This is a genomic window from Ornithinibacillus sp. FSL M8-0202 (assembly GCF_037975285.1).
GTDB classification, from domain to species: domain Bacteria; phylum Bacillota; class Bacilli; order Bacillales; family Amphibacillaceae; genus Ornithinibacillus; species Ornithinibacillus massiliensis.
The window spans coordinates 2497506-2519921 of sequence record NZ_CP150248.1; the positions used below are offsets into that span (position 1 = coordinate 2497506).

The window sequence follows — 22416 nt, forward strand, 5'->3', positions numbered from 1 at the left end:
ATCTATGCCATTTTATTCAACTCATTTCAGTACCAAGGAATTGCCTATCTTTTTTCCTCAAAGGTGATCGAATTGCTTCATTCTTTGCCGCCATTTCATTGCTTTATCTAGGTTTCCAATTTCCTCATAGATGTCGATTAAGCATTGATAGAGTTCCATATCCGGAGAAAATTGTAACGCTTTTTTTAACTGGTGAATTGCTGAATCATAGTCCTTTTGCTTTTGGTATTGCTGAGCATTCCAGAGAACAAGTTCGATGATGTCTTCTTCTAGTTGCGTATGCCATGCTAATAGCCAATCGGTGGCTTGGGTATCCTCTATAAGTTCTATGGGGAGAGATTGAACTAGTTGGTCAATAAGCTGTTGCCGAATACTCGGTATGCGCTCTTTCATTGCTTCGCGAATTTGTTCTAGTAAAGTGGTTACATCGCAATGGATGTCTCCTTGAAGATATACATGGCTACCATCAATGATTAAAAAGGAGTACTCACTATCAGGAATGGTTAATAGCTTTCGTAGATGAGATAAATATACTCGTAGATTTGCTCTTGCTTGTTGAATCGGCATATTCGGCCATAGTGCCTCACAAATATTCTCCCTCGTTGTGGAGCGGTTCAGTAACAGGTAAAGCAGTAATTGTTTAGCAAATCGTTTATCATCAATAGGCGAGAAGACTCCCACCTCAAGGAATGGGAAATGAGTAGGTGGGAGATGAATCGCCATCTCTTGTCCGACTATTCAAGTGCTTCCATTCTTCCCTGAAATGGCCTATCCACCATGCAACATATGGTATAATAGAGGTATCAGATACCGAGAGAGGTGAAAGCAATGCTCGTCAAAAAAGCCTACAAATTCCGCATCTACCCAACAAATGAACAGAAAAAACAGATTGCGAAAACCATTGGCTGTTCTCGTTTTGTCTTCAACCATTTTTTAGCAAAATGGAACGATACCTACAAACAAACCGGAAAAGGACTGACGTATAACGCTTGTTCTGCTCAATTACCTCAATTGAAAAAGGAATTAAGCTGGTTAAAAGAAGTAGACAGCATCGCAGTCCAAACTTCCCTCCGAAACCTCTCTGATGCCTTCTCCAGATTCTTTCAAAAGCAAAATAAAGCCCCGCGATTTAAGTCCAAAAAGCATCCGGTTCAATCCTACACAACGAAGCAGACCAACAGAAATATCTCCATGGAAGGGAACAAAATCAAACTACCTAAATTAGGGCTCGTTCGCTTTGCCAAAAGCCGTGAAGTACATGGTCGTATCATCAATGTTACCATTAGACGTAATCCAAGCGGGAAATATTTCATCTCTATACTGGCAGAAACAGACATACAACCATTAGCAAAAACAGCATCCGCTATCGGAATCGACTTAGGCATCACGGACTTTGCGATACTTTCTGATGGTCGCAAGATTGACAATAACAAGTTTACTTCCAACATGGAAAAGAAGTTAAAACGAGAACAACGCAAACTATCCAGACGTGCGTTGCATGCGAGAAACAACGGAATCAACTTACTCGATGCCAAAAACTATCAAAAACAAAAACGAAAAGTAGCAAGATTGTATGAAAAAGTGCAGAATCAACGTGCCGACTTTCTGAACAAGTTCAGTACAGCTATCATCAAAAACCACGATGTCATCTGTATCGAAGACTTGAACACGAAAGGAATGTTGCGCAATCATAAACTAGCGAAATCTATCGCTGACGTATCATGGTCTAGTTTTGTGACGAAATTACAGTACAAAGCGGATTGGTATGGTAAAACCCTGGTGAAAATAAGTAGGTGGTTCCCATCTAGTCAACGATGTTCTGCTTGTGGACATCACACTGGCAAGAAGTCGCTTGCGGTAAGGGAATGGACGTGTCCAGCCTGTCACACGCATCATGATCGAGATGTCAATGCAAGTAAAAATATTCTAGCTGAAGGATTACGAATCGTAGCTTCGGCTTAAACAACCTATAAAACCGTAGGGACTACGGGGATAGCTTGGTAAAGAAGAGAAACCGCTGTTAGTTAAGAAATACCACGAACAAGTACGCTCTGTTCCCAAGAATCCCCCACTTCAAACATCCTGCAAGGAGGTTAAGTGGGGGTAGTTCAATCCATCCGACTTCACTAGGCTTACCTTGAATCGTAACACGAAAATATCCTAGCATTTTAACTTGCAGCTGCTTATGAGCATGGAGCTTATGTAACCATTCGTTTTGAATTTGATTGACATACTCAAGCATAGATTCCCCTAAATCTTGGATAAAAGAATCTTTTATAGCGGGTGTATCATGCTGCTCTGTGACAAAGTCATCGATAATTTGAGCAATCAATTTTGGTTGCTCCAAAACGATGAAGCTTGCTGCATTTGGAATGATTAAATGATGGCAATGCGGAATATGCACGGTATGTAATTTTAAATAATGAAACGGAAATAGCCTCTCCTTTGCCCCGGATAATATGAGCACCGGGCAAGAAATTTGCTTGATAGGAGTAATCGGATCAGCGCTTACACTTAGATCCATCACTTTAACATATAATTCAAATTCAATTCCTTTAGCATATTCCCGCAGCCGTTTCAGTTCTGGGTGTCCCTTTGGTAACGTAGTGGCCATAGCTTCAAGGTAATCAAAGGGAATTTCCTTTTGATTTGCTGATAATTCCCTGCGATGAGTACGGATACTTTCAATCATATGTGGAGGATGGCATGGCATTGCCATCAGCATAACCGTCTTTACCATAGTAGGGAATTGAGCAGCATAGCCTGCGCTAATCAGTGCACCTAATTGCCAGCCTACAAGGTGGACAGACTTTAGGTGTAAGGCATCTATTAAATCATGTAGGTCCATAATAAAGTGTTGAATCGTCAGCTCGTTTATGGGAATATCATTTTCGCTCTTCCCATACCCTCTTAAGTCGTAACGTAAAATGGGATAGTTACATTCTAAATTCTTGAGGATTGAATCATAGGCACGCAAATCGACTGCGTTCGAGTGAACGAAGATGACCGTCTCGTCGGTGCTAGGATTCGAAGAGGGATTATGCAGCTGATAATGAACGTTCCTACCGTGTATCCTTTTGAATGGCATCCGAATTCCTCCTTTCCTTTATGGTTAAATGATGGTGTTTATGTCTAACATTACCGTTAAATCTTGTAATAAAAGTATATGAAACTACCTTGCCAATATAGGACAAGTTTTAAATGAAAGCTACAAATCTTATCCAGTGATACCTTGCATCATGGGAAATAGGATAGGTTAATCTGAGATGTGGAAAATAATGGGGAAATATGCCTATACATGTTTTAGTATATAGGAAAAGAAGTATTTTGAGTATTGAGAAGCAACATGGGATGAGATAATGCTGTTTTTGTGGTGTAGTAACGGTGGGGGGGCTGTGTTAGGTTAGGGGGAGGTGCTCTTTTCTGGGGAGGATGGGCCCGAAATTGGAGGACATGAGCCCGAGTGGTAGTGAGATGAGCCCGTTCCTTGGTCAGATGGGCCCAAAACCAGAAAAGATGAGCCCGCGCTCGGATCAGATAGGCCCAAACTTCGGAAAGATGAGCCCGCCCCTAGGTCAGATAGGCCCACCCGCCCGATAGATGAGCCTAACTCAGGATAAGATGCGCCCAACTCCCGGAAAGATGAGCCCGCCCCCAGGTCAGATAGACCCACCCGCCGGAGAGATGAGCCCAACTTAGGATAAGATGTGCCCAGAACCCGAAAAGATGCACCCACCCCCCTGGTTAGTTGTCCTATTAACTCTTTCAACAGTAGATTTTTTAATTTCTAGTTCTATTATTTTCACGAACTGTATAAGTTTAATAATAGGATTACTAGATATGAAAAAGTCTAAAAGAGGAGGATGCCCTATTGAAAAATCGCAAAAATTCTATGAAACAAATCCAGAAATTAAAAAAGAAAAAAGCTGCATCAAAGTATCAATCTCTTCAAAGACGGTTGTCGAACGTATCAAATATGAAGCCCCTTCCTATGAATAGAGGGCGCTTAAAATGGAAATATCCGGCTTTATTTCTGTTCAGTATATCTTTTCTCATTCTGGCTGTTCCGACATTAGTTGTTCTTCCATTTATCTCGAGTACAGAGGTATTGTCACAATCTATTGAACATAAGCAAACACCGGAACAGGAAGAAGTGTTGGTAGATGATTCGGCTGTCGAAGTTGCAGTAATGCGAGCTCAAAGTGAGGTAGTGGAAAATGTACCACTAGAGACATATGTCATGGGGGTTGTGGCATCTGAAATGCCAATTGAATTTGAAACAGAAGCATTAAAGGCTCAGGCTCTGGCAGCAAGAACCTATATTGTCAATAAAATGATGTACCAAACAGAGGAAGCGGCTTCCAATGTCACGGATACGATTCAAGACCAGGTTTATAATGATGATGCTGAGCTACGTGCGAAGTGGGGCAAGAACTATCAGAAGAATATGGAGAAAATATCCGAAGCGGTTATGGCTACAAAGGGGAAAATTATTACGTATAAGGATAAGCCTATTGATCCGCAGTTCTTCTCGACAAGTAATGGGTATACCGAGAATTCCGAGGATTACTATGTGAACGAAATTCCATACTTACGGAGTGTGCCAAGCCCATGGGATGAGGACTCACCATACTATTTAGACCAAGAAGTCTTTTCCTTGGAGCAAGTGGAAGAGGCACTCGGGATTGATTTACCAGCGGAAAAAAAGCTTACTATTGATGTAACAAGAACAGAAAGTAATCGCGTTGATGAATTAAACTTGGCAGGTAACGCCTTTTCAGGTCGTGAAGTACGCGAAAAGCTTCAATTACGCTCAAGCGATTTTACAATCGAACAAAAAAATGACTACCTAATTTTTACGACGAAAGGAAATGGACACGGTGTCGGAATGAGCCAATACGGTGCGAATGGAATGGCTAAAGAAGGAAAGACATATGAAGATATCGTAAAGTATTACTACAAGGATGTAGAAGTAAGCAGTCTAGATGATACAGTACCAGCATTGGTTATGCAGTGAACGAATTTGATACAATAAGAATTGCCTCCTGATCTTTAGTTCTGGAGGTTTTTTGTTAGGGAAAATAATCATAACCATCCGGATAATTTGAATCTACTAGTGGTGGAGTTTCACCTACTAGTGATTCTTTATACCTAGATGCTATAATTTTAGAGCATATCGAACTTTATAATTGTAATAAAACTATTCAACTCCATTACATAAATGACGATTATAGATTAGGTGGTCTAATGCTACAAGAAGTCCTCGGTGCTTAGCTGCTATTGGAAATATCATAAGAAAAGCAGGAGTCTATGAATAAACGTAATAGTAAAATTAATCCACTTACCATTTAAAAATTATGTAAGGGGTATGCGGGTAATTATTGGAAGGGTAGCAGAAGGAAGCAACTGATATGCGTTCCGTGGAGCGCTTTTTTTTATTCAAAAATGATTATAGTGACAACAGACTAGTGAGGCGGAAATTATTATGAAAAAAGTAATTAGTGTGATGGTAGCTGACTAATAACACAAATGTATTGCGTTTCCTGTACTCCCCCCAAAAGTAAAATAACTAATAACAAGAGATTAATTTGTCATTAGTTATGGGGGATTGTCAGGAAAATGCGGATTTACAACGGGTTTATTTCCGTCTCCTCGTCGATTTCTTTTTTTTGTAAAACAGATAGATAGTATTTGCGCTAGTTAATATTATCGCCGCAGTTAAAAAACCAAGTATGACATAAATGTCGGGACCAAGTATCAAGTTCAAAATAGTACCGAGCACAAATGCACCTAAGCCCACTATACTAGGATACCACTGTTGTTTATCTTTAGACATATTGTCACTCCTTTCGCCTGTGCAAACAGGCTCATATTCAAAAGCTTGCTATTTCAATTGTACGAATTCTAAATCAACAAAGTTGATCTATAACCAGACAAGCAAGTCCAGATGATTATTTGTACCTATCTACCATAATAATAACATAAAATGTATGATTTAAAATGAGTATTTAGAACATTTAAAATATTGAAACTTAATGATAGACTCGTATTCATAGCGTATACATTAAGTTTTTGAGAGGGGGCACCAAGTTAATTGTTTTTTTGTCTTTGGGTATAACAAAATAAAAGGAGTGGAAAAATTGAAAATTAATATTGTATCTCAATTTATGGGTTATGTAAAAGGGAAGAGCAGCTTGATGATATTTGATCGACATGCCAACTTGAAATATAAATATGGAAATAGAAAGTTTTGGTGTCGAGGATTCTATGTTGATACAGTGGGCCGAAATAGAAAGCAAATACAAGAATACATGAGGAATCAGCTAAAAGAAGATTACATGTCAGATCAATTAACTATATTCGAAGAATTTGATCCGTTTACAGGACAAAAAAATAAAAAGAAATAAGAGATTCTTTAGAATCAGTGAGTGAATGTGGTGCAGAAGGGAAACTGTTCGGTGGGCCTTTAAGGCCGAGGCCGGTAATAGAGGCTTCCAGCCGCAGAGCAAACCACCAGTTCACACTGGTGGTTTTGATTGGTGCTAATTGGGGTGTACCAGCGAAAGCTAACACCACCTGCAATAATTTATAGAGAAATTTGGCTTTAATAATAGCTTTTTATAAATAATTCCTTGAGATATTAACAATTTTGTAGGCAACAGATTTTGTTACTAGTCAGTAGCAGTTTTATTAATGATTAGTATACTTCCTGCAATAGTAGGTGCTGAAGAGTTACAACCTGGGAAATGTGAAATGACTATTATTTCAAATAAACATGATTGGGATAATAGGGCTCAAGCTAGTGGCCCATGTGAAGGAAGAATTCAAGGTTACTATTTTGCTGAAACGAACACATTTCAGCTTGTCGGTGCAGTAACTATGGCTGTAACTCAAAACGCTCAGGAATTTAAAATGGGAACACCCCAACACCCATATGGACATTCCATATTAACGGTCTACATTCAAAAAGTAGAAGACCCTAAACCAACTCAACCTAAGGAAGAATCAAAGCCAGAACCAAAACCAGCTCAACCTAAAGAAGAACCAAAACCAGACCCTAAACCAACTCAACCTAAGGAAGAACCAAAACAAGAACCAAAACCAACCCAACCAAAAGAACAACCCAAGCAAGAAACCAAACCAAAAGACATCAACAAATACCAAACCGAAACAAGAAACATCAACCAACACAAGTCCAAAGCAAGAAACATCCACAACAACTATTAAACCGAAGCAAGAGGCATCTAATTCAACTAAACCTGAATCTAAACCATCATCAGTGACTCAGGACAATAAAACAGAAATTGCTCAGAAGGTAGACAAGCAATCCGAAACAAATGAAGAGAAAGAAGAAAAGTCTAAAATGTCTTCAACGGAGGAACAGGAAGCTGAATCTGAGGAATCTGGAGAAGAGGATTCTACCGAAGATGAGGAAGAAAATGAGTTGGCAAGTAGCGATATAGAAGAGGTAGCAAGCTCTTTTATAGAGTCTAAATCTGATTCTAAATCCTCAATCTTACCTGGAGTGATTATCTCTATTATTCTTCTAGTAGGTGCTGGTACCGGAGGATTTATCTGGTATCGAAGAAGAAGAGAAAGAGCCTGACTTAGATAAAAGTTAAGCATATCATTTAATTAATCAAGGTACGAAACCCAAATAGTATAGCTCAGTCTATGTCTATTTGGGTTTTTTATTGGAAGTGCTTAGTAAGCTTATTAGTAAAAAACACTTCTATAGTCATTTTTTTCTTACCCGATTCCCTCATTTTCTTGTTGCTTCGAGTACCTACTAAACATAAAAATAGCTGAAGAATTGGATATGAAACTCTCATAACTCCCCTTTTTCTGCTACGTAAATGTCTTAATATCCCCAAAAGGAAAAGAAAAATGCATGAAAAAACAAAAAAAGTGTAAGAGAATGTATAGTTTTTTTCTTTTCTGTTCAGAATGGTTGTTGAGGTGATGTTAGATGAAAGAGGAAAACAAAGCGCCAAAAAAAGGTTGGCAAAGTATTTTCCGTAAAAAATGGTTTTTCCCTGCTGTATACTTAACGATTGCTGCAATTTTACTAGCAGTAGTAGTTTGGTATCAAAATATGGACAATCAATTACCACAGGCTGGGGATGACCAAGAGTTAAGTGATAATTATAATCCGAATCCACATGAGGATGCACAGCCCGTAATGGAAAATCAAGAAGTTATTAAGATGCCTGTTGCCGATCAGGAACAAGCAGAAATCGTAACGAAATTCTTTGATTACAATGCATCCCAAGAAGATCAAGAAAGTGCACTGATCCTTCATAACAACCGCTATTACCAAAGCACAGGTGTTGACATCGTTTATCCAGACGGTGAGGCATTTGATGTATTGGCAGCACTTAGTGGCTCTGTTATGGAAGTGAAGGAAGATCCATTACTAGGAAATGTTGTCATTCTATCACATGACAATGACGTGACAACTTATTATGCTAGTCTTGGAGAAGTTGGTGTGGAAGCAGGGGATGAAGTCAAGCAGGGTGATGTAATTGGTACTGCTGGAGAGAACAACTTCGGTAAAAACCATGGTACCCATGTACATTTTGAAATTAGAAAAGCTGATCAAGTATTTAACCCTGAAGCATTCTTTAACCAACCTGTAAGTAAGCTGGATGAAGGCAAATCAGAGGATGTTTCCGAAGAGCAAGATACTTCTAGTACATCATCTGAAGAAGTAGATTCTGAAAATGTGGATGAGGAACAACCAGCAGAAAACGAAAACGAAAATGATAACGAAAATGATAACGAAGATTCACCGGAAGATACTCCTGATTCATCTTCTGACTCAGAGGAGTAATGAAGAGAAATCCTAGCAATTTAACAAGCTAGGATTTCTTTTGTGCGCTTGGCAGCGCTCCGAACTTAAGGGTGAAAGTCCCAAACACGCCGTAGTGGCGGAAGTGTATAGCTGACAGGCAGTGCATGCTCGTGAGGGAATGTGCGGAGGGCTTGAAGGCAAACTCTGGAACAGGCGACAATAACCATGTTGGCTGATAGAATCGGATAACCCTGCAAAAGAAGGGAGTGTCCAATCCCACAACAGGATTCTATAAGTTATGAGGACTGGGTTCAGAGGAAAGTTCGGTGACGTGACCCAAGGAGGTCTTATCGTCTCCACTTGGTGGTAACCCCCAGACAAGTCCGTGAGGGACAAGCTGGGATTATGGGTGGTAAGAAGTCAGAGCAGGGGATAGTAGTGATTAATCTCGCCAGAAAGGTCGCAAAGGCGAGAGATTCTGTACAGAGTTACAGAAGCAATCTTTCACCCAAAAGGTGGAGAATTGGTGCGAAGCCCGTCTGCCCATGGAAGAAAAGTCAACCAACTTAGGAAGCTGTCATGAGCCAGACAGAAGTCAGTGAGGTAGGTAGCCGAAGAACTGAGGTCGAACAGAAGGGTAGACCGTCTGGGGCGGAGTAACTTATGGGTGAAACGAACATTGTCTTAAATGACTAGAAAATCGTGGATACCAAAGGGAAGGAATACGAATCATGAACGAGCAAGAAGGAAAAGGTAACTTTCGTGAGGGATTTAGGAATCACCAGAGGAAATGGTATAGCCTTATGGATAAAATATGGGCATATCCTAATATGGAGGAAGCATTCCTGGAGGTAAAACGGAATCGAGGTTCTGCGGGAATAGATGGCGTGGATATTAGAGCCTTCGAATATGGTGTGGAGGATAATGTACAAATCCTTCAACAGGAATTATTAAGTAGGACATACAAACCAAGGCCTGTAAAACGAGTCTACATTCCAAAGGCAGATGGTTCTCAAAGACCTTTAGGAATTCCAACAGTACGAGACCGAGTTGTCCAAGCATCTGTGCGACGTGTGATAGAACCAATTTTCGAGGCAAAGTTCTTGGATTGCAGTTTTGGATTTAGACCTAAACGTAGTGCCCATATGGCACTGGAAAAAATCCAGAAAGACTTAACCGACGGTTACATATATGTAATTGATGCTGATTTGAAATCATACTTTGATACCATACCGCAAGATAGGCTGATAGAGGCGGTAAGGGAAGAAATTGTGGATGGCAGTGTTCTAAATTTAATCCAAAGTTTCCTCGAAGCTGGAATTATGGAAGATGGAAGCTTTTACTTGAATGAGAAGGGCACCCCGCAAGGTGGGGTTATTAGCCCTCTTCTCGCCAATATCTACCTTCATTCTCTTGATGAAGTCATGACAAAAAGAGGACATCGAATTACAAGATATGCCGATGACTTCGTAATATGTTGTAAATCAAGAAAAGGCGCTGAAAGAGTATTAAAATCAGTAATCCGATTCTTGGAGACAGAATTAGGTCTAATAGTACACCCTGAAAAGACGAAGATAGTCAACAATCTGGAAGAGCCATTTGTATTTCTAGGACACGAATTCACTAGAGGAAGATGGATGAAACCATCATCTAAATCGTTAAAGAAATTCAAAACGAAGGTAAAGGAAATTACTAGGAAGAATCAAACGGTCAATCTTGAAGATTTAGTTAGGAAAAGGCTGAACACCTATCTCCGAGGTTGGGGAAACTATTTTGGGCATGGACATGTCAAATCCTTATTCCAAGAACTGGATTCATGGATTCGAAGAAGGCTAAGGATGGTTCAACTTAGAAGTTGGAGAAAGATTAGGAAACTCCACAGAGAGCTGAGGAGAAGAAACTGGAAAGGCGAACTACCACAATTGCGAATGTACAATTGGAGAAGTTCCTTATCAACCCCAGTACACACAGCAATTCCAAACAAAAAGTTTGTGGAAATTGGTCTTGTTTCTCTGGTTGATATTTACAATGAACATCATTCCCAAAGGGAATAATCATGGAGGAGCCGTATGCGATGACCCGCACGTACGGAACTGCGAGAGGCGCATGAGTGATTCATGCGCCTACTCTATTCTTTTTAGAAGATAAGAAGTATAACAGTTTTTCAGGCTGATGGGGCAGGGGCACTATTAAAAAGAAGTTAATGTAAAACGGAAGGATACAAGATACTAGTTCCGGATATAGGTGTAGTCGAAAGTGGACACAGCTCAGATACCCCGTGATTTACTACGAGTCTACTAGCAATGTTGACGTAGTGGGCTTCCTCGGTGCAAGGATGCACGGAGGATTACCTATGTAGTAGCCTGACTTGAGCAGCCGCCAGGAACAAAGTAGGTATTGCGAGGGCTTTTTCGAGTAGATGTCCCATTTATGCTCCGATAAAGTCCAAAGAAGAAATTGCGAGGTCCTCCTTGAGCCGATGTCACCCAATGAGCCGTGATAAGGTGTAAAGAAGCCACTGCGAGGGACTTTTCGAGTAGGCGTCGTACTTATGCTCTGGTAAAGTCCAAAGAAAAAATTGCGAGATTCTCCTTGAGCCGATGTCGTCAATTAAGCAGTGATAAGGTGTAAAGAAGAAAATGCGGGGGGCTTTTTCTAGTTGAAGTCGTGCTTGTGCTCTGATAAAGCCCAAAGAATAAATTGCGAGGTTCTCCCTAAACAGATGTCACCCCCGAACTAAGTGCTAATATATTTCTGAAGCGAGGGTTTTGTTCCTCATTTGTACCATAAATCCTTTGTCTACCCCTCCTACTTATCCACTACAGTAACATCAATCTAACTAGTAAAATTTTCCTATAAATGCAGATTTAACACGATTGCAAAAAAACGCTGCAATATTATGTAATATTTCTATATAAAAAGTCCCTATCTATCGCTAAAATATCCGATAAATCACCATTTCTCTTGAAAAATATGTCGAACGATTACGACCCTTTTTCACTTGAATGTATGGTAATATGAATTAGTGAAAAAATACTAGATTTAATATATTGCATAAATACTAACTCTACCAAGAAATGTACTAATTCATAGATAACATGTGATATATCGTACAAGTTTGAAAGGGTGGAATAACCAAAAATGAGCTTCGGAAACCTAAATCTCCTAGCAGATAACATGGCGTCAATGGTAGAAAGTCCAGAATTAACAATCGGACAAGTTATCTTATTACTTTCCCAAGAACATGAAGAACAAAAAGTGTTAGAATTAACTAGAAAATTTTGCTTACAATCGTCCTCCAAAGAAATTCAGAAAAAAGGAATGGAGTTTCTATATATTAATGGATATTTTGAGGATCTAAAAATATTAATTGCCAAAAACTCACTATCCAATGATGCCTCTAACCAAACCTGGGCGGAAGTATATCAAATTATGCTAGAACGTCGAATGAATGAGTCTTCCAGTATGGGAAAAATGAGAGCTAGGTTGAAGGAAATCAAAACGTCAGATCCTGAATTAAGATGCTTAATAGAAATTACCATTATAGATACCTATTTTTACCAAATGGATTTTGGTAAGATTGGTAACTTCTTAGAAAAGCAATATGAACTGTTTGAACCAATTCAAGATAATTTCATGCTTTCCTGTTTAAACTTGAGACTATATCAAAAACTATTTTTCTATTATTGGAAGCGAAATGAATTAATAATTGCAAGGAAATATGCGTTTCGTGCATTGAACCAGACAAATAGTTCCCCAACTAAAATTGGCCTTCATATGAATTTAGGTTTATCTTACACATTTGATACGTACTACCAAGGTATGTACCATATGAAGGAAGCATTCAAAATAGCTAAACAAAACAATCTTACGGGCTATGTCCGTCAAATAGAGAATTTTTCCATTCCATTTTTAGCTGCACATTTTCGTAAGCCAAATGGCATTATCACCGACGATATAAGTGAACAAGCACATTTAGAAATTGCTAAAGGAAATAATGAGAAGGCAATTACGCTATTAGAGGATATTTATACGACTAGCCCGTTTAAGATGTATTATATGGGACTAGCGAAACAGGATAAGAACATTTTATCTGAAGCTTGTAGAATGTTTGTGGAAAGAAGTGACTATTTCTTTAGCAGGTTACCGATGACAGCCATGCAAAATCTCTAATTGGGTTATGATAGGATTCAGCTTATTGAAGGTAATGTCTTATACGAGAGGGGGAATAAAATGGAGAATATTAAAAAGTTAAGCTTTTGCCTATTTCTAAGTTTTATAGTTCTCTTCACGATAATTCAACCGGTTAGTTCAGTAACTGCAGATCCTGAGTATGGTACCGTCGACTAATATAATTTTGATAGCATAATAAGCTGAATCCTTTCATATATAACCAAAAGTGCCTCGTGTACTTTTGGTTATTTTTATGCCTGTTAATGGTAAATGGGGGAATTTTCTAACTAAAATTAAAAAACATCTTGTCCCCCTTGCGATTAAATGGAATTTTAATCATAATCCCCCCCATCCGTTAATAAAATGTTACAAACCAAGCATTCAGTAAGTCTGAGGTGAGAGCTTATGTGGCTCTTCTATTACACATCGTATTTGCTTGATTACATATAAACCTAACACATAAAATCGCAATGCATTTAAAACGTATACATACATATGAACATAACGTCTTTTCATTATATAAATTCCAATTTATACCATATATGTAACTAAGTACCTGTTAGCTATCGACGTCACAGCCACGGAACATCCATTCTTTACGTATTGTAAAGGTGGACAGTCGAAAAATGACCACTATTCATTTTTCGGATCACCTAGTCTCTGGAATGACACCTCAGAAATATTCAACATAGGGAGGCGAAAGGTGTGCACGATTACATCAAAGAAAGAACTATCAGGATCGGAGAGCATATCGTAGAAACAAGAAAGACCGTCCGGGTGATAGCAAAAGAATTTGGTGTTTCCAAAAGCACAGTTCATAAAGATCTAACAGAACGCTTACCAGAGCTAAATCCCGAATTAGCTCTAAAGGTAAAAGAAATTCTAGAATACCACAAATCCATCCGACATTTACGAGGAGGAGAAGCAACCCGAAAAAAATACAAAACCGAAGAAACGGGAGCCTCAGTATAAACAAATACATGCAATGATCATCATCCTCTTAAGGAGGTGAATGGTAGGAGAGTACTTAACGTAAGGAGCAAGGTCTTGGCTAGAAAAAGTATTTTCGTATTGCATGGGAGGTTGCAGAAGAGGGAAACGCACCCAGGGAGAGGGGTGCGTTTTTTAGTTGGGGGGATGAGCTTGTTTGAAGGGGTGAGTCCGATGGAGAGAGATGGACCCGAGGTTGGAGGAGATGAGCCCGAGAGGAGAGGGAAGATGAGCGCGAGTGAGGAGAAGATAAGCCCGAAAGAGGTGGCACCAAAGTAGAGGGGGATAGTCCTACAGATTACATAAAAAAAGTTGCTGCAAAAAGAACCTGAAGGTAGAACTAAAAAGGCTCATATTCCTTGGAAGAATATGAACCTAAACATGGATTCAATCATTAAATATAGATTGTTTTCCTATTGGTAAAAAAGAATCTTGGGGGAATTTTTCTGATGGGGGACTATGGTACTTTCTGCCATAATTTTTCCCGGTAAATTCAAGATTCATTGAATAGAGGATGCGTCTTGTTGCTTTAGCGGACTTAAGTTGAAGAATTTCTCGACATGTTTGGTTTGTAATCGTTGGTTCAAAAAGCAAAAAATAATCTAAAATTTTTTGTTCATGTGCTTTAGCATCCTCTTTTCCACAATTTTGACAAACCCACTTACGTTTCTTATAGAGCAGTGGTGAGAAATTACAATGATTGCAGTTAATTCCATTAATAAAATGACGGCCTGTAATATTGTATTGTTTAATTAGATTAGGTTTTTGTGGAGTGTTTTCTTTTAGTAAACGTTTATTGAGTTTTCGTATAGTTGTATGATCGTATATGGTTTTGGTGTTGGTTTCGTAAAGTTGATCCAACAAGCTTGGCAGGGATTCAAGTTGTATGAAGTTGATAGGTGAAATAGTTTCGTCTAAATAAGTAAGAATTGAAGAGGGGTTTGTAGATACACCAAGTGTGTTAATGGGAATTGGTGGAAACACAGTTTGTTGTAACCACGCAGTTAAGTGCCTTTTTTGTGTTTCTGCCTGTAAAATCGGATTTTTAGAAGCTTTCTTTTGGTTACCATCCACCTGGGCTAATTGCCTAGTGTTAGGGTTATATTCAAGCTGTCCTTTTAAATTTTTGCTTTCTATAATGAGTAGAAATGATGGGGTTATAATTAACGTATCAATTTGATAAAAGAATGGCCCAGTCCTCAAGCGAATTCCTTGATAAATATAGGCGTTTTTGTGAGGATAAGTGGAGACAATGTAATCCGTATTTCGCTCACCACGATAACCAGCTAGGTAACTCGCATATTCATCCTGGAGCGTTTGGTTTTCTCTATACTGTGGGAGGAGGTACCGGAATAGGGCCTCATAGCAAAGTAATACATACGGTTTCGTACGCTGTAGCATAATTTTCTTAAATAACAATCACTCCTTTATTAAATTTATCTCTTACATATATTTCTACAAAAAATAGCAAATTCCTTTTTTATTTGCTATTTTTGTGCGCTTGGCAGCGCTCCGAACTTAAGGGTGAAAGTCCCAAACACGCCGTAGTATGGGAAGTGTATAGCTGACAGGCAGTGCATGCTCGTGAGGGAATGTGCGGAGGGCTTGAAGGCAAACTCTGGAACAGGCGACAATAACCATGTTGGCTGATAGAATCGGATAACCCTGCAAAAGAAGGGAGTGTCCAATCCCACAACAGGATTCTATAAGTTATGAGGACTGGGTTCAGAGGAAAGTTCGGTGACGTGACCCAAGGAGGTCTTATCGTCTCCACTTGGTGGTAACCCCCAGACAAGTCCGTGAGGGACAAGCTGGGATTATGGGTGGTAAGAAGTCAGAGCAGGGGATAGTAGTGATTAATCTCGCCAGAAAGGTCGCAAAGGCGAGAGATTCTGTACAGAGTTACAGAAGCAATCTTTCACCCAAAAGGTGGAGAATTGGTGCGAAGCCCGTCTGCCCATGGAAGAAAAGTCAACCAACTTAGGAAGCTGTCATGAGCCAGACAGAAGTCAGTGAGGTAGGTAGCCGAAGAACTGAGGTCGAACAGAAGGGTAGACCGTCTGGGGCGGAGTAACTTATGGGTGAAACGAACATTGTCTTAAATGACTAGAAAATCGTGGATACCAAAGGGAAGGAATACGAATCATGAACGAGCAAGAAGGAAAAGGTAACTTTCGTGAGGGATTTAGGAATCACCAGAGGAAATGGTATAGCCTTATGGATAAAATATGGGCATATCCTAATATGGAGGAAGCATTCCTGGAGGTAAAACGGAATCGAGGTTCTGCGGGAATAGATGGCGTGGATATTAGAGCCTTCGAATATGGTGTGGAGGATAATGTACAAATCCTTCAACAGGAATTATTAAGTAGGACATACAAACCAAGGCCTGTAAAACGAGTCTACATTCCAAAGGCAGATGGTTCTCAAAGACCTTTAGGAATTCCAACAGTACGAGACCGAGTTGTCCAAGCATCTGTGCGACGTGTGATAGAACCAATTTTCGAGGCAAAGTTCTTGGATTGCAGTTTTGGATTTAGACCTAAACGTAGTGCCCATATGGCACTGGAAAAAATCCAGAAAGACTTAACCGACGGTTACATATATGTAATTGATGCTGATTTGAAATCATACTTTGATACCATACCGCAAGATAGGCTGATAGAGGCGGTAAGGGAAGAAATTGTGGATGGCAGTGTTCTAAATTTAATCCAAAGTTTCCTCGAAGCTGGAATTATGGAAGATGGAAGCTTTTACTTGAATGAGAAGGGCACCCCGCAAGGTGGGGTTATTAGCCCTCTTCTCGCCAATATCTACCTTCATTCTCTTGATGAAGTCATGACAAAAAGAGGACATCGAATTACAAGATATGCCGATGACTTCGTAATATGTTGTAAATCAAGAAAAGGCGCTGAAAGAGTATTAAAATCAGTAATCCGATTCTTGGAGACAGAATTAGGTCTAATAGTACACCCTGAAAAGACGAAGATAGTCAACAATCTGGAAGAGCCATTTGTATTTCTAGGACACGAATTCACTAGAGGAAGATGGATGAAACCATCATCTAAATCGTTAAAGAAATTCAAAACGAAGGTAAAGGAAATTACTAGGAAGAATCAAACGGTCAATCTTGAAGATTTAGTTAGGAAAAGGCTGAACACCTATCTCCGAGGTTGGGGAAACTATTTTGGGCATGGACATGTCAAATCCTTATTCCAAGAACTGGATTCATGGATTCGAAGAAGGCTAAGGATGGTTCAACTTAGAAGTTGGAGAAAGATTAGGAAACTCCACAGAGAGCTGAGGAGAAGAAACTGGAAAGGCGAACTACCACAATTGCGAATGTACAATTGGAGAAGTTCCTTATCAACCCCAGTACACACAGCAATTCCAAACAAAAAGTTTGTGGAAATTGGTCTTGTTTCTCTGGTTGATATTTACAATGAACATCATTCCCAAAGGGAATAATCATGGAGGAGCCGTATGCGATGACCCGCACGTACGGAACTGCGAGAGGCGCATGAGTGATTCATGCGCCTACTCTATTTCTAGGAAATTTGATACGGGGAAAATTAACCGCTTGTAGGGCTGGGATTTTAGATGAAATGAGTAAGGTATGATTCACGAAATAAAATGGGAGATAAACCTGAATCGAGTGAAGATGCCCCCGATAAACTGAAAGATGAGCCTGCTCCTGGGCTAGATAGTCCCAATAAACTGAGAGATGAACCCACTCCTAGCCCAGATGCTCCCACTAAGTCGAAAGATGAGCCCAACCCGAAGCTAGATAGTCCCACTAAGCCGAAAGATGAGCCCAACCCGAAGCTAGATAGTCCCACTAAGCCAAAAGATAAGCCCGTCCCGAGTGAAGATGCTCCCAATAAAGGAAAAGATGAGCCCAACTCGAAGCCAGATAGTCCCACTAAGCCGAAAGATGCGCCCAACTTGAAGCCAGATAGTCCCAATAAGCCAAAAGATGAGCCCGTCCCCCGGCCAGATAGTCCCAAAAAGCCAAAAGATGAGCCCGCCTCGAAGCTAAATAGTCCCAATAAACCAAAAGATGAGCCCGTCCCCCGGCCAGATAGTCCCAATAAACCGCAAGATGAGCCCAATCCTCGGCCAGATAGTCCCAATAAACCAAAAGATGAGCCCGCCCCCCAGCCAGATAGCCCCAATAAACCAAAAAATAAGCCCACCCCCAGCCCAAATACTCCCAAAAAAACCCCCCACCCCCAAACAGTCCAAATCCAATCCTATACCCCGCCCCTAGTTCAACTAAACTAAATTTCACTACTTTTTTCCTAATTTGCAGTTTTATGTAGAAATTTGTGGTATTATATTATATAAGTAGCATTGTGTTTTCTAAACAAGTGCGGAAAGTTTCTTACGAGGAGGATTTTGATGTTTTCAAGGGATATTGGGATCGACCTTGGGACTGCCAATGTGTTGATACATGTTAAGGGAAAAGGAATTGTATTAAATGAACCATCGGTAGTTGCTATGGATCGAAATACAGGCAAAGTACTTGAGGTCGGAGAAGCAGCGAGACGTATGGTTGGACGGACACCAGGAAATATAGAAGCTATTCGCCCACTTAAGGATGGGGTTATTGCTGATTTTGATGTAACAGAAGCAATGTTAAAATATTTTATTAATAAAATCAATGTAAAAGGGTTTCTTTCAAAGCCTAGAATGCTTATTTGCTGCCCGACAAATATTACAAAGGTAGAGCAAAAAGCGATAAAAGAGGCAGCGGAGAAGTCCGGTGGTAAAAAAGTATACTTAGAAGAAGAGCCAAAGGTTGCGGCTATTGGTGCTGGGATGGAAATTTATCAGCCTAGTGGGAATATGGTCGTGGACATTGGTGGCGGTACGACAGATGTAGCCGTTCTTTCCATGGGTGATATTGTAACCTCAGAGTCGATTAAAATGGCTGGGGATAAATTTGATGTAGAAATACTTCAATACATAAAGCGTAAATACAAGCTTCTAATTGGTGAGCGTACAGCAGAAGATATTAAAATTAATATTGCAACAGTATTTAAAGATGCTCGCCAGGAAGAAATGGATATTCGTGGGCGTGATATGGTAAGTGGACTTCCACGTACGATCACGGTTCGTTCTAATGAAATTGAAGAGGCACTTCGCGAGTCAGTGTCGTTAATTGTACAGGGTGCGAAGTCTGTTCTTGAACGTACACCACCTGAATTATCTGCAGATATTATTGATCGAGGTGTTATCTTAACTGGTGGTGGTGCACTAATCCACGGTATAGATCAGTTATTAGCAGAAGAATTGAAGGTACCAGTGTTCCTAGCAGAAGAGCCGATGCACTGTGTGGCAAAAGGAACTGGAATTATGCTTGAAAATATTGATAAAGTAGAACGTAGAAGTATCGTTTAATTTTTTGGTAGATAGAGAAGTGTAAAAAGCTTTTCCGGCAGTATATTCGTTAAAAAAGAGCGAATGAGTTTTTCTACTAAAGAAGATATGAGCTCGTTGAAGTTTATGCGAGAGCGCATCACAGATTTCGTACGCATAAGGGGAGGCGTAATGGTAATGCTAAGAGGATTTTATACTGCTGCAAGTGGAATGATTTCGATGCAAAGACAACAGGAAGCTTTAGCGAATAATATTTCCAATGCTAATACTCCTGGTTACAAGGCAGATCAAGCGACGCTACGAGCATTTCCTGAGATGCTAATGTACCAAATGGGGCAAGAGACGCTCCCAACCAAGCAACCGAAAAACCTACCAGTTCAAAATCCGATTGGATCTTTAAACACAGGTGTTTATGTGCAGGAATATGTGCCAGATTTTGTTCAAGGTGCTTTAAGAGAGACTGGAGTTTCCACGGATCTTGCATTAATTGATGGTGTATTTCCTGATGAGACTGGAAGCATCTTTTTCACCGTGCAAAATGAAAATGGTGAGCCACGTTATACAAGAAACGGTAATTTTACGGTTGATGGACAAGGATTCCTAGTAACAACGGAAGGATATTATGTTCTGAATCAAGCCGGCAACCCGATTCAAACGAACGGGATGGAATTTACCGTGACACCTGATGGGCAGCTTCAAGTAGGTGGGCAACAAATCCAGCTTGGAATTGCATATACACCGGATGCCAATCAGTTAGCTAAGGAAGGAAATGGCCTTTATAATGGGGAAGCAGGACCAGTACCTGCTGGGGCTACGTTCTCTGTTCAACAAGGCTTTCTAGAACAGTCTAATGTTGATTCGGCACAAACGATGACGCAAATGATGGAAGCTTATCGCACGTTCGAAATGAATCAACGCGTATTAAAAGCATATGATGAAAGTTTAGGAAAAGCAGTAAGTGAGATTGGGCGAATTGGATAATTACCAGTGGAGAAGGAGGGAACGTCATGTCTAGGTCTATGATTCAAGCAGCAGTAACCATGAATCAACTCCAACAAAAGATAGATGTCATTGGGCATAACGTGGCAAATAGTCAGACGACTGGATATAAAGCAAGACAAGCTGAATTTTCTTCCTTGTTGTATCAACAAATTAATAATTTGAATGATCCAGCGAACGCTGAAGGCAGATTAACACCGGATGGAGTACGTGTCGGATCGGGTGCAAAGCTTGGTTCCATTAATATTGATTTATCTGTTGGTTCTCTTCAAGAGACTGGTCGTGCCTTAGATATTGCATTATTGCAGCCAAATCAATTATTCCAAGTTTCGGTAACGGAGAATAACGTAACAGAAACACGTTATACAAGAGACGGTTCATTTTATCTAAGTCCAATTGCGAATAACCAAGTCATGCTGACAACAAAAGATGGTGCCCCTGTACTAGGAACAACAGGGCAAATCATTTTTGAAAACGGATTTGATGATATTCAAATTGCAGATAATGGATTAATTACCGTAAAACGAGGAATGAATACGGAAGTCGTTGGGCAATTAGAAGTAGTCGAAGCGGTTAGACCAAGACTTTTAGAGGCAACTGGCAATAACAATTTCCGCTTGCCAAACAATTTAGCGGCACTTGGATATAATCAGGCAGAAATTATTCAAGAGGTACCAGCACAGTTGAAAAGTGGTACTTTGGAAACATCGAATGTTAATATGGGTAAGGAATTAACAGATCTAATCACGGCACAACGTTCCTATCAATTTAATGCAAGAATAATTTCCATGGGCGATCAAATGATGGGATTAGTAAGTCAACTACGTTCGTAATCCAAATTGAGGATTGACGTGTGTATCCAGAATAACTTATATTTAGATAAATAATGATTTGTATGGAAATAGGTGAACCAAGTTATGACCACAACGAACCAAGTGGAGAAATCGAATGAAGAAAAATCTACTAGAAGCAGGCGTTTGGAAGTAACCGCAGAAGAAAAAAGTGGTGCAAAGAAAAATGGCACAACGGAAAAAAAACAATCCAAACCACCGGTAAGTAAAGAGGAAAGTTCTTCTAGTAAAGAAGCTTCTACTGCAAAAGAGCAACGGAGGAAGAGGTCTGCTAATGCCGAAGCGGAGTTAGATGAAACGTTACAGCAGACTAGGAAACAACAAAAGAAAAAGCAAAAAGAAGAAAAACGTAAGAATAAAAAGCCAAGACTACGTATTTTTCCAATTTGGTTACGTCTTATTGTTGTTGCAGGCCTTAGTGTAGTTGCTTTTGCCGCAGGATTAATGATTGGTTATGGCATAATAGGTGATGGGGAACCTGGTGATGCATTAAAATGGGAAACTTGGCAGCATATAATTGATATTGTGAAAAAAGAAAACTAATGAATTGGACCTGTACTACGGATAAGTACAGGTTTTTTATATTTTTTAGAAGGAAAAATTAGCCAAAATGTAGAAATAAGGATACAAAACCTATTTCGAAATGAGGTGCGTGGATGTTTTTTCTTCAAATGTCAGGCTTTCCTGGTTCGGGAAAATCAACATTAGCTAGAGAGATTGCCTCCCAAACAGGTGCGGTATTAGTAAATCATCATCTGTAGAAAACAGCATTACTAGAAGAAATACCTGATATTGATACAAAGCAAGCTGGAAAAGCTTCCTATAAAATGGATTGGGCAATGATTGAGGCGAACCTTTCTATCGGCAACAGTGCCATTTTAGACAGTCCTTGTCTATATCAACCGATCATTGAAAAGGGAGAACAACTTGCGGAGCAATATAATGCAAAATACAAATATGTGGAATGTTATCTGGATGATTTTCAAGAAATCAATCACCGTCTTAAACAACGGGAAAGCTTACCTAGTCAGATAAAGGAAGTCAGCTCAGAGGTTATTTTTCAAAGCAGACTCCGCAATAGTAAAAAACCAATGAATCATCCCATATTAGTTATTGATACGAAAAATAGATTGGATACGTATTTACAAAAGGTGATGGATTATATAAAAGCATAAATTACTAATACCTACTACTATTATCTGGTATAATAGAAGAAACATACAAAAA

The 22416-nt window shown here is 39.7% G+C and carries 19 protein-coding genes and 1 pseudogene; 16 read left to right on the plus strand and 4 right to left on the minus strand.

Features of this window, described 5'->3' with window-relative positions:
• Window positions 1-57: 57 nt before the first annotated feature.
• On the minus strand, window positions 58-723 hold the full coding sequence (locus MKY78_RS12840; protein WP_339213177.1) for a hypothetical protein: 666 nt from the start codon (window positions 721-723) through the stop codon (window positions 58-60).
• A 105-nt stretch (window positions 724-828) separates the two neighbouring features.
• Between MKY78_RS12840 and tnpB the strand changes: the two genes are divergently transcribed.
• Entirely contained in the window at window positions 829-1962 is a 1134-nt protein-coding gene (tnpB, locus tag MKY78_RS12845) for an IS200/IS605 family element RNA-guided endonuclease TnpB (RefSeq protein ID WP_339213179.1), read from the plus strand.
• 58 nt (window positions 1963-2020) lie between these two features.
• Here the strand turns inward: tnpB and MKY78_RS12850 are convergent, their stop codons facing one another.
• Entirely contained in the window at window positions 2021-3088 is a 1068-nt protein-coding gene (locus tag MKY78_RS12850; RefSeq protein ID WP_339213180.1) for an alpha/beta hydrolase, read from the minus strand.
• 783 nt (window positions 3089-3871) lie between these two features.
• Here MKY78_RS12850 and spoIID point away from each other — a divergent pair.
• From spoIID to spoIIID, 8 genes and pseudogenes are all read left to right on the plus strand, one after another.
• Window positions 3872-5017: a stage II sporulation protein D gene (gene spoIID / locus MKY78_RS12855; protein WP_339213182.1), complete on the plus strand. Its 1146-nt coding sequence runs from the start codon at window positions 3872-3874 to the stop codon at window positions 5015-5017.
• Between the two features lie 1138 nt (window positions 5018-6155).
• Window positions 6156-6407: pseudogene (locus tag MKY78_RS12860) on the plus strand (transposase); the annotation flags it as partial.
• Between the two features lie 286 nt (window positions 6408-6693).
• Window positions 6694-7227: a hypothetical protein gene (locus MKY78_RS12865; RefSeq protein WP_339213183.1), complete on the plus strand. Its 534-nt coding sequence runs from the start codon at window positions 6694-6696 to the stop codon at window positions 7225-7227.
• A 52-nt stretch (window positions 7228-7279) separates the two neighbouring features.
• Window positions 7280-7606, plus strand: a complete 327-nt coding sequence (locus MKY78_RS12870) for a hypothetical protein (protein ID WP_339213184.1) — start codon at window positions 7280-7282, stop codon at window positions 7604-7606.
• Between the two features lie 363 nt (window positions 7607-7969).
• A complete protein-coding gene (locus MKY78_RS12875; RefSeq protein WP_339213186.1) occupies window positions 7970-8833 on the plus strand; it encodes a M23 family metallopeptidase in 864 nt (287 codons plus the stop codon).
• Window positions 8834-9525: 692 nt separating this feature from the next.
• Window positions 9526-10848, plus strand: a complete 1323-nt coding sequence (gene ltrA, locus MKY78_RS12880) for a group II intron reverse transcriptase/maturase (RefSeq protein ID WP_339212845.1) — start codon at window positions 9526-9528, stop codon at window positions 10846-10848.
• 1123 nt (window positions 10849-11971) lie between these two features.
• Window positions 11972-12967 carry an AimR family lysis-lysogeny pheromone receptor gene (locus tag MKY78_RS12885; RefSeq protein WP_339213188.1) on the plus strand — a complete coding sequence of 332 codons (996 nt, stop codon included), beginning with the start codon at window positions 11972-11974 and terminating at the stop codon, window positions 12965-12967.
• A 705-nt stretch (window positions 12968-13672) separates the two neighbouring features.
• Window positions 13673-13939 carry a sporulation transcriptional regulator SpoIIID gene (spoIIID, locus tag MKY78_RS12890; protein WP_186868352.1) on the plus strand — a complete coding sequence of 89 codons (267 nt, stop codon included), beginning with the start codon at window positions 13673-13675 and terminating at the stop codon, window positions 13937-13939.
• Window positions 13940-14344: 405 nt separating this feature from the next.
• On the opposite strand, the gene MKY78_RS12895 is transcribed toward spoIIID, so the two are convergent.
• Complete coding sequence (locus MKY78_RS12895) at window positions 14345-15358, minus strand: nuclease-related domain-containing protein (RefSeq protein WP_339213190.1); 1014 nt, start codon at window positions 15356-15358, stop codon at window positions 14345-14347.
• A gap of 744 nt (window positions 15359-16102) precedes the next feature.
• Between MKY78_RS12895 and ltrA (MKY78_RS12900) the strand changes: the two genes are divergently transcribed.
• Complete coding sequence (gene ltrA, locus MKY78_RS12900) at window positions 16103-17425, plus strand: group II intron reverse transcriptase/maturase (RefSeq protein WP_339212845.1); 1323 nt, start codon at window positions 16103-16105, stop codon at window positions 17423-17425.
• 454 nt (window positions 17426-17879) lie between these two features.
• Here ltrA (MKY78_RS12900) and MKY78_RS12905 read toward each other — a convergent pair whose 3' ends face one another.
• Window positions 17880-18164 carry a hypothetical protein gene (locus tag MKY78_RS12905; RefSeq protein WP_339213192.1) on the minus strand — a complete coding sequence of 95 codons (285 nt, stop codon included), beginning with the start codon at window positions 18162-18164 and terminating at the stop codon, window positions 17880-17882.
• A gap of 194 nt (window positions 18165-18358) precedes the next feature.
• Here MKY78_RS12905 and MKY78_RS12910 point away from each other — a divergent pair, with 194 nt between their 5' ends.
• From MKY78_RS12910 to MKY78_RS12935, 6 genes are all read left to right on the plus strand, one after another.
• Window positions 18359-19360, plus strand: a complete 1002-nt coding sequence (locus tag MKY78_RS12910; protein WP_339213193.1) for a rod shape-determining protein — start codon at window positions 18359-18361, stop codon at window positions 19358-19360.
• Between the two features lie 156 nt (window positions 19361-19516).
• The gene (locus MKY78_RS12915; protein ID WP_339213195.1) at window positions 19517-20320 is read left to right on the plus strand and encodes a flagellar hook-basal body protein; all 804 of its coding nucleotides are present in this window, start codon (window positions 19517-19519) and stop codon (window positions 20318-20320) included.
• Between the two features lie 26 nt (window positions 20321-20346).
• Window positions 20347-21171, plus strand: coding sequence for a flagellar hook-basal body protein (locus MKY78_RS12920; RefSeq protein ID WP_339213197.1), 825 nt, complete (start codon window positions 20347-20349; stop codon window positions 21169-21171).
• A gap of 84 nt (window positions 21172-21255) precedes the next feature.
• Window positions 21256-21732, plus strand: a complete 477-nt coding sequence (locus tag MKY78_RS12925) for a DNA-directed RNA polymerase subunit beta (protein WP_339213199.1) — start codon at window positions 21256-21258, stop codon at window positions 21730-21732.
• 113 nt (window positions 21733-21845) lie between these two features.
• Window positions 21846-21950: an AAA family ATPase gene (locus MKY78_RS12930; RefSeq protein WP_339213200.1), complete on the plus strand. Its 105-nt coding sequence runs from the start codon at window positions 21846-21848 to the stop codon at window positions 21948-21950.
• A 66-nt stretch (window positions 21951-22016) separates the two neighbouring features.
• Window positions 22017-22364: an ATP-binding protein gene (locus MKY78_RS12935; protein ID WP_339213201.1), complete on the plus strand. Its 348-nt coding sequence runs from the start codon at window positions 22017-22019 to the stop codon at window positions 22362-22364.
• The last annotated feature ends 52 nt before the right edge of the window (window positions 22365-22416 follow it).

Bases quoted from the DNA above. Each gene is read 5' to 3' on its own strand.
- MKY78_RS12840 (WP_339213177.1), bottom strand. From the start codon at position 723: ATGGCGATTCATCTCCCACCTACTCATTTCCCATTCCTTGAGGTGGGA.
- tnpB (WP_339213179.1), top strand. From the start codon at position 829: ATGCTCGTCAAAAAAGCCTACAAATTCCGCATCTACCCAACAAATGAA.
- MKY78_RS12850 (WP_339213180.1), bottom strand. From the start codon at position 3,088: ATGCCATTCAAAAGGATACACGGTAGGAACGTTCATTATCAGCTGCAT.
- MKY78_RS12865 (WP_339213183.1), top strand. From the start codon at position 6,694: ATGATTAGTATACTTCCTGCAATAGTAGGTGCTGAAGAGTTACAACCT.
- MKY78_RS12875 (WP_339213186.1), top strand. From the start codon at position 7,970: ATGAAAGAGGAAAACAAAGCGCCAAAAAAAGGTTGGCAAAGTATTTTC.
- ltrA (WP_339212845.1), top strand. From the start codon at position 9,526: ATGAACGAGCAAGAAGGAAAAGGTAACTTTCGTGAGGGATTTAGGAAT.
- MKY78_RS12885 (WP_339213188.1), top strand. From the start codon at position 11,972: ATGGCGTCAATGGTAGAAAGTCCAGAATTAACAATCGGACAAGTTATC.
- MKY78_RS12895 (WP_339213190.1), bottom strand. From the start codon at position 15,358: ATGCTACAGCGTACGAAACCGTATGTATTACTTTGCTATGAGGCCCTA.
- ltrA (WP_339212845.1), top strand. From the start codon at position 16,103: ATGAACGAGCAAGAAGGAAAAGGTAACTTTCGTGAGGGATTTAGGAAT.
- MKY78_RS12910 (WP_339213193.1), top strand. From the start codon at position 18,359: ATGTTTTCAAGGGATATTGGGATCGACCTTGGGACTGCCAATGTGTTG.
- MKY78_RS12915 (WP_339213195.1), top strand. From the start codon at position 19,517: ATGCTAAGAGGATTTTATACTGCTGCAAGTGGAATGATTTCGATGCAA.
- MKY78_RS12920 (WP_339213197.1), top strand. From the start codon at position 20,347: ATGTCTAGGTCTATGATTCAAGCAGCAGTAACCATGAATCAACTCCAA.
- MKY78_RS12925 (WP_339213199.1), top strand. From the start codon at position 21,256: ATGACCACAACGAACCAAGTGGAGAAATCGAATGAAGAAAAATCTACT.
- MKY78_RS12930 (WP_339213200.1), top strand. From the start codon at position 21,846: ATGTTTTTTCTTCAAATGTCAGGCTTTCCTGGTTCGGGAAAATCAACA.
- MKY78_RS12935 (WP_339213201.1), top strand. From the start codon at position 22,017: ATGGATTGGGCAATGATTGAGGCGAACCTTTCTATCGGCAACAGTGCC.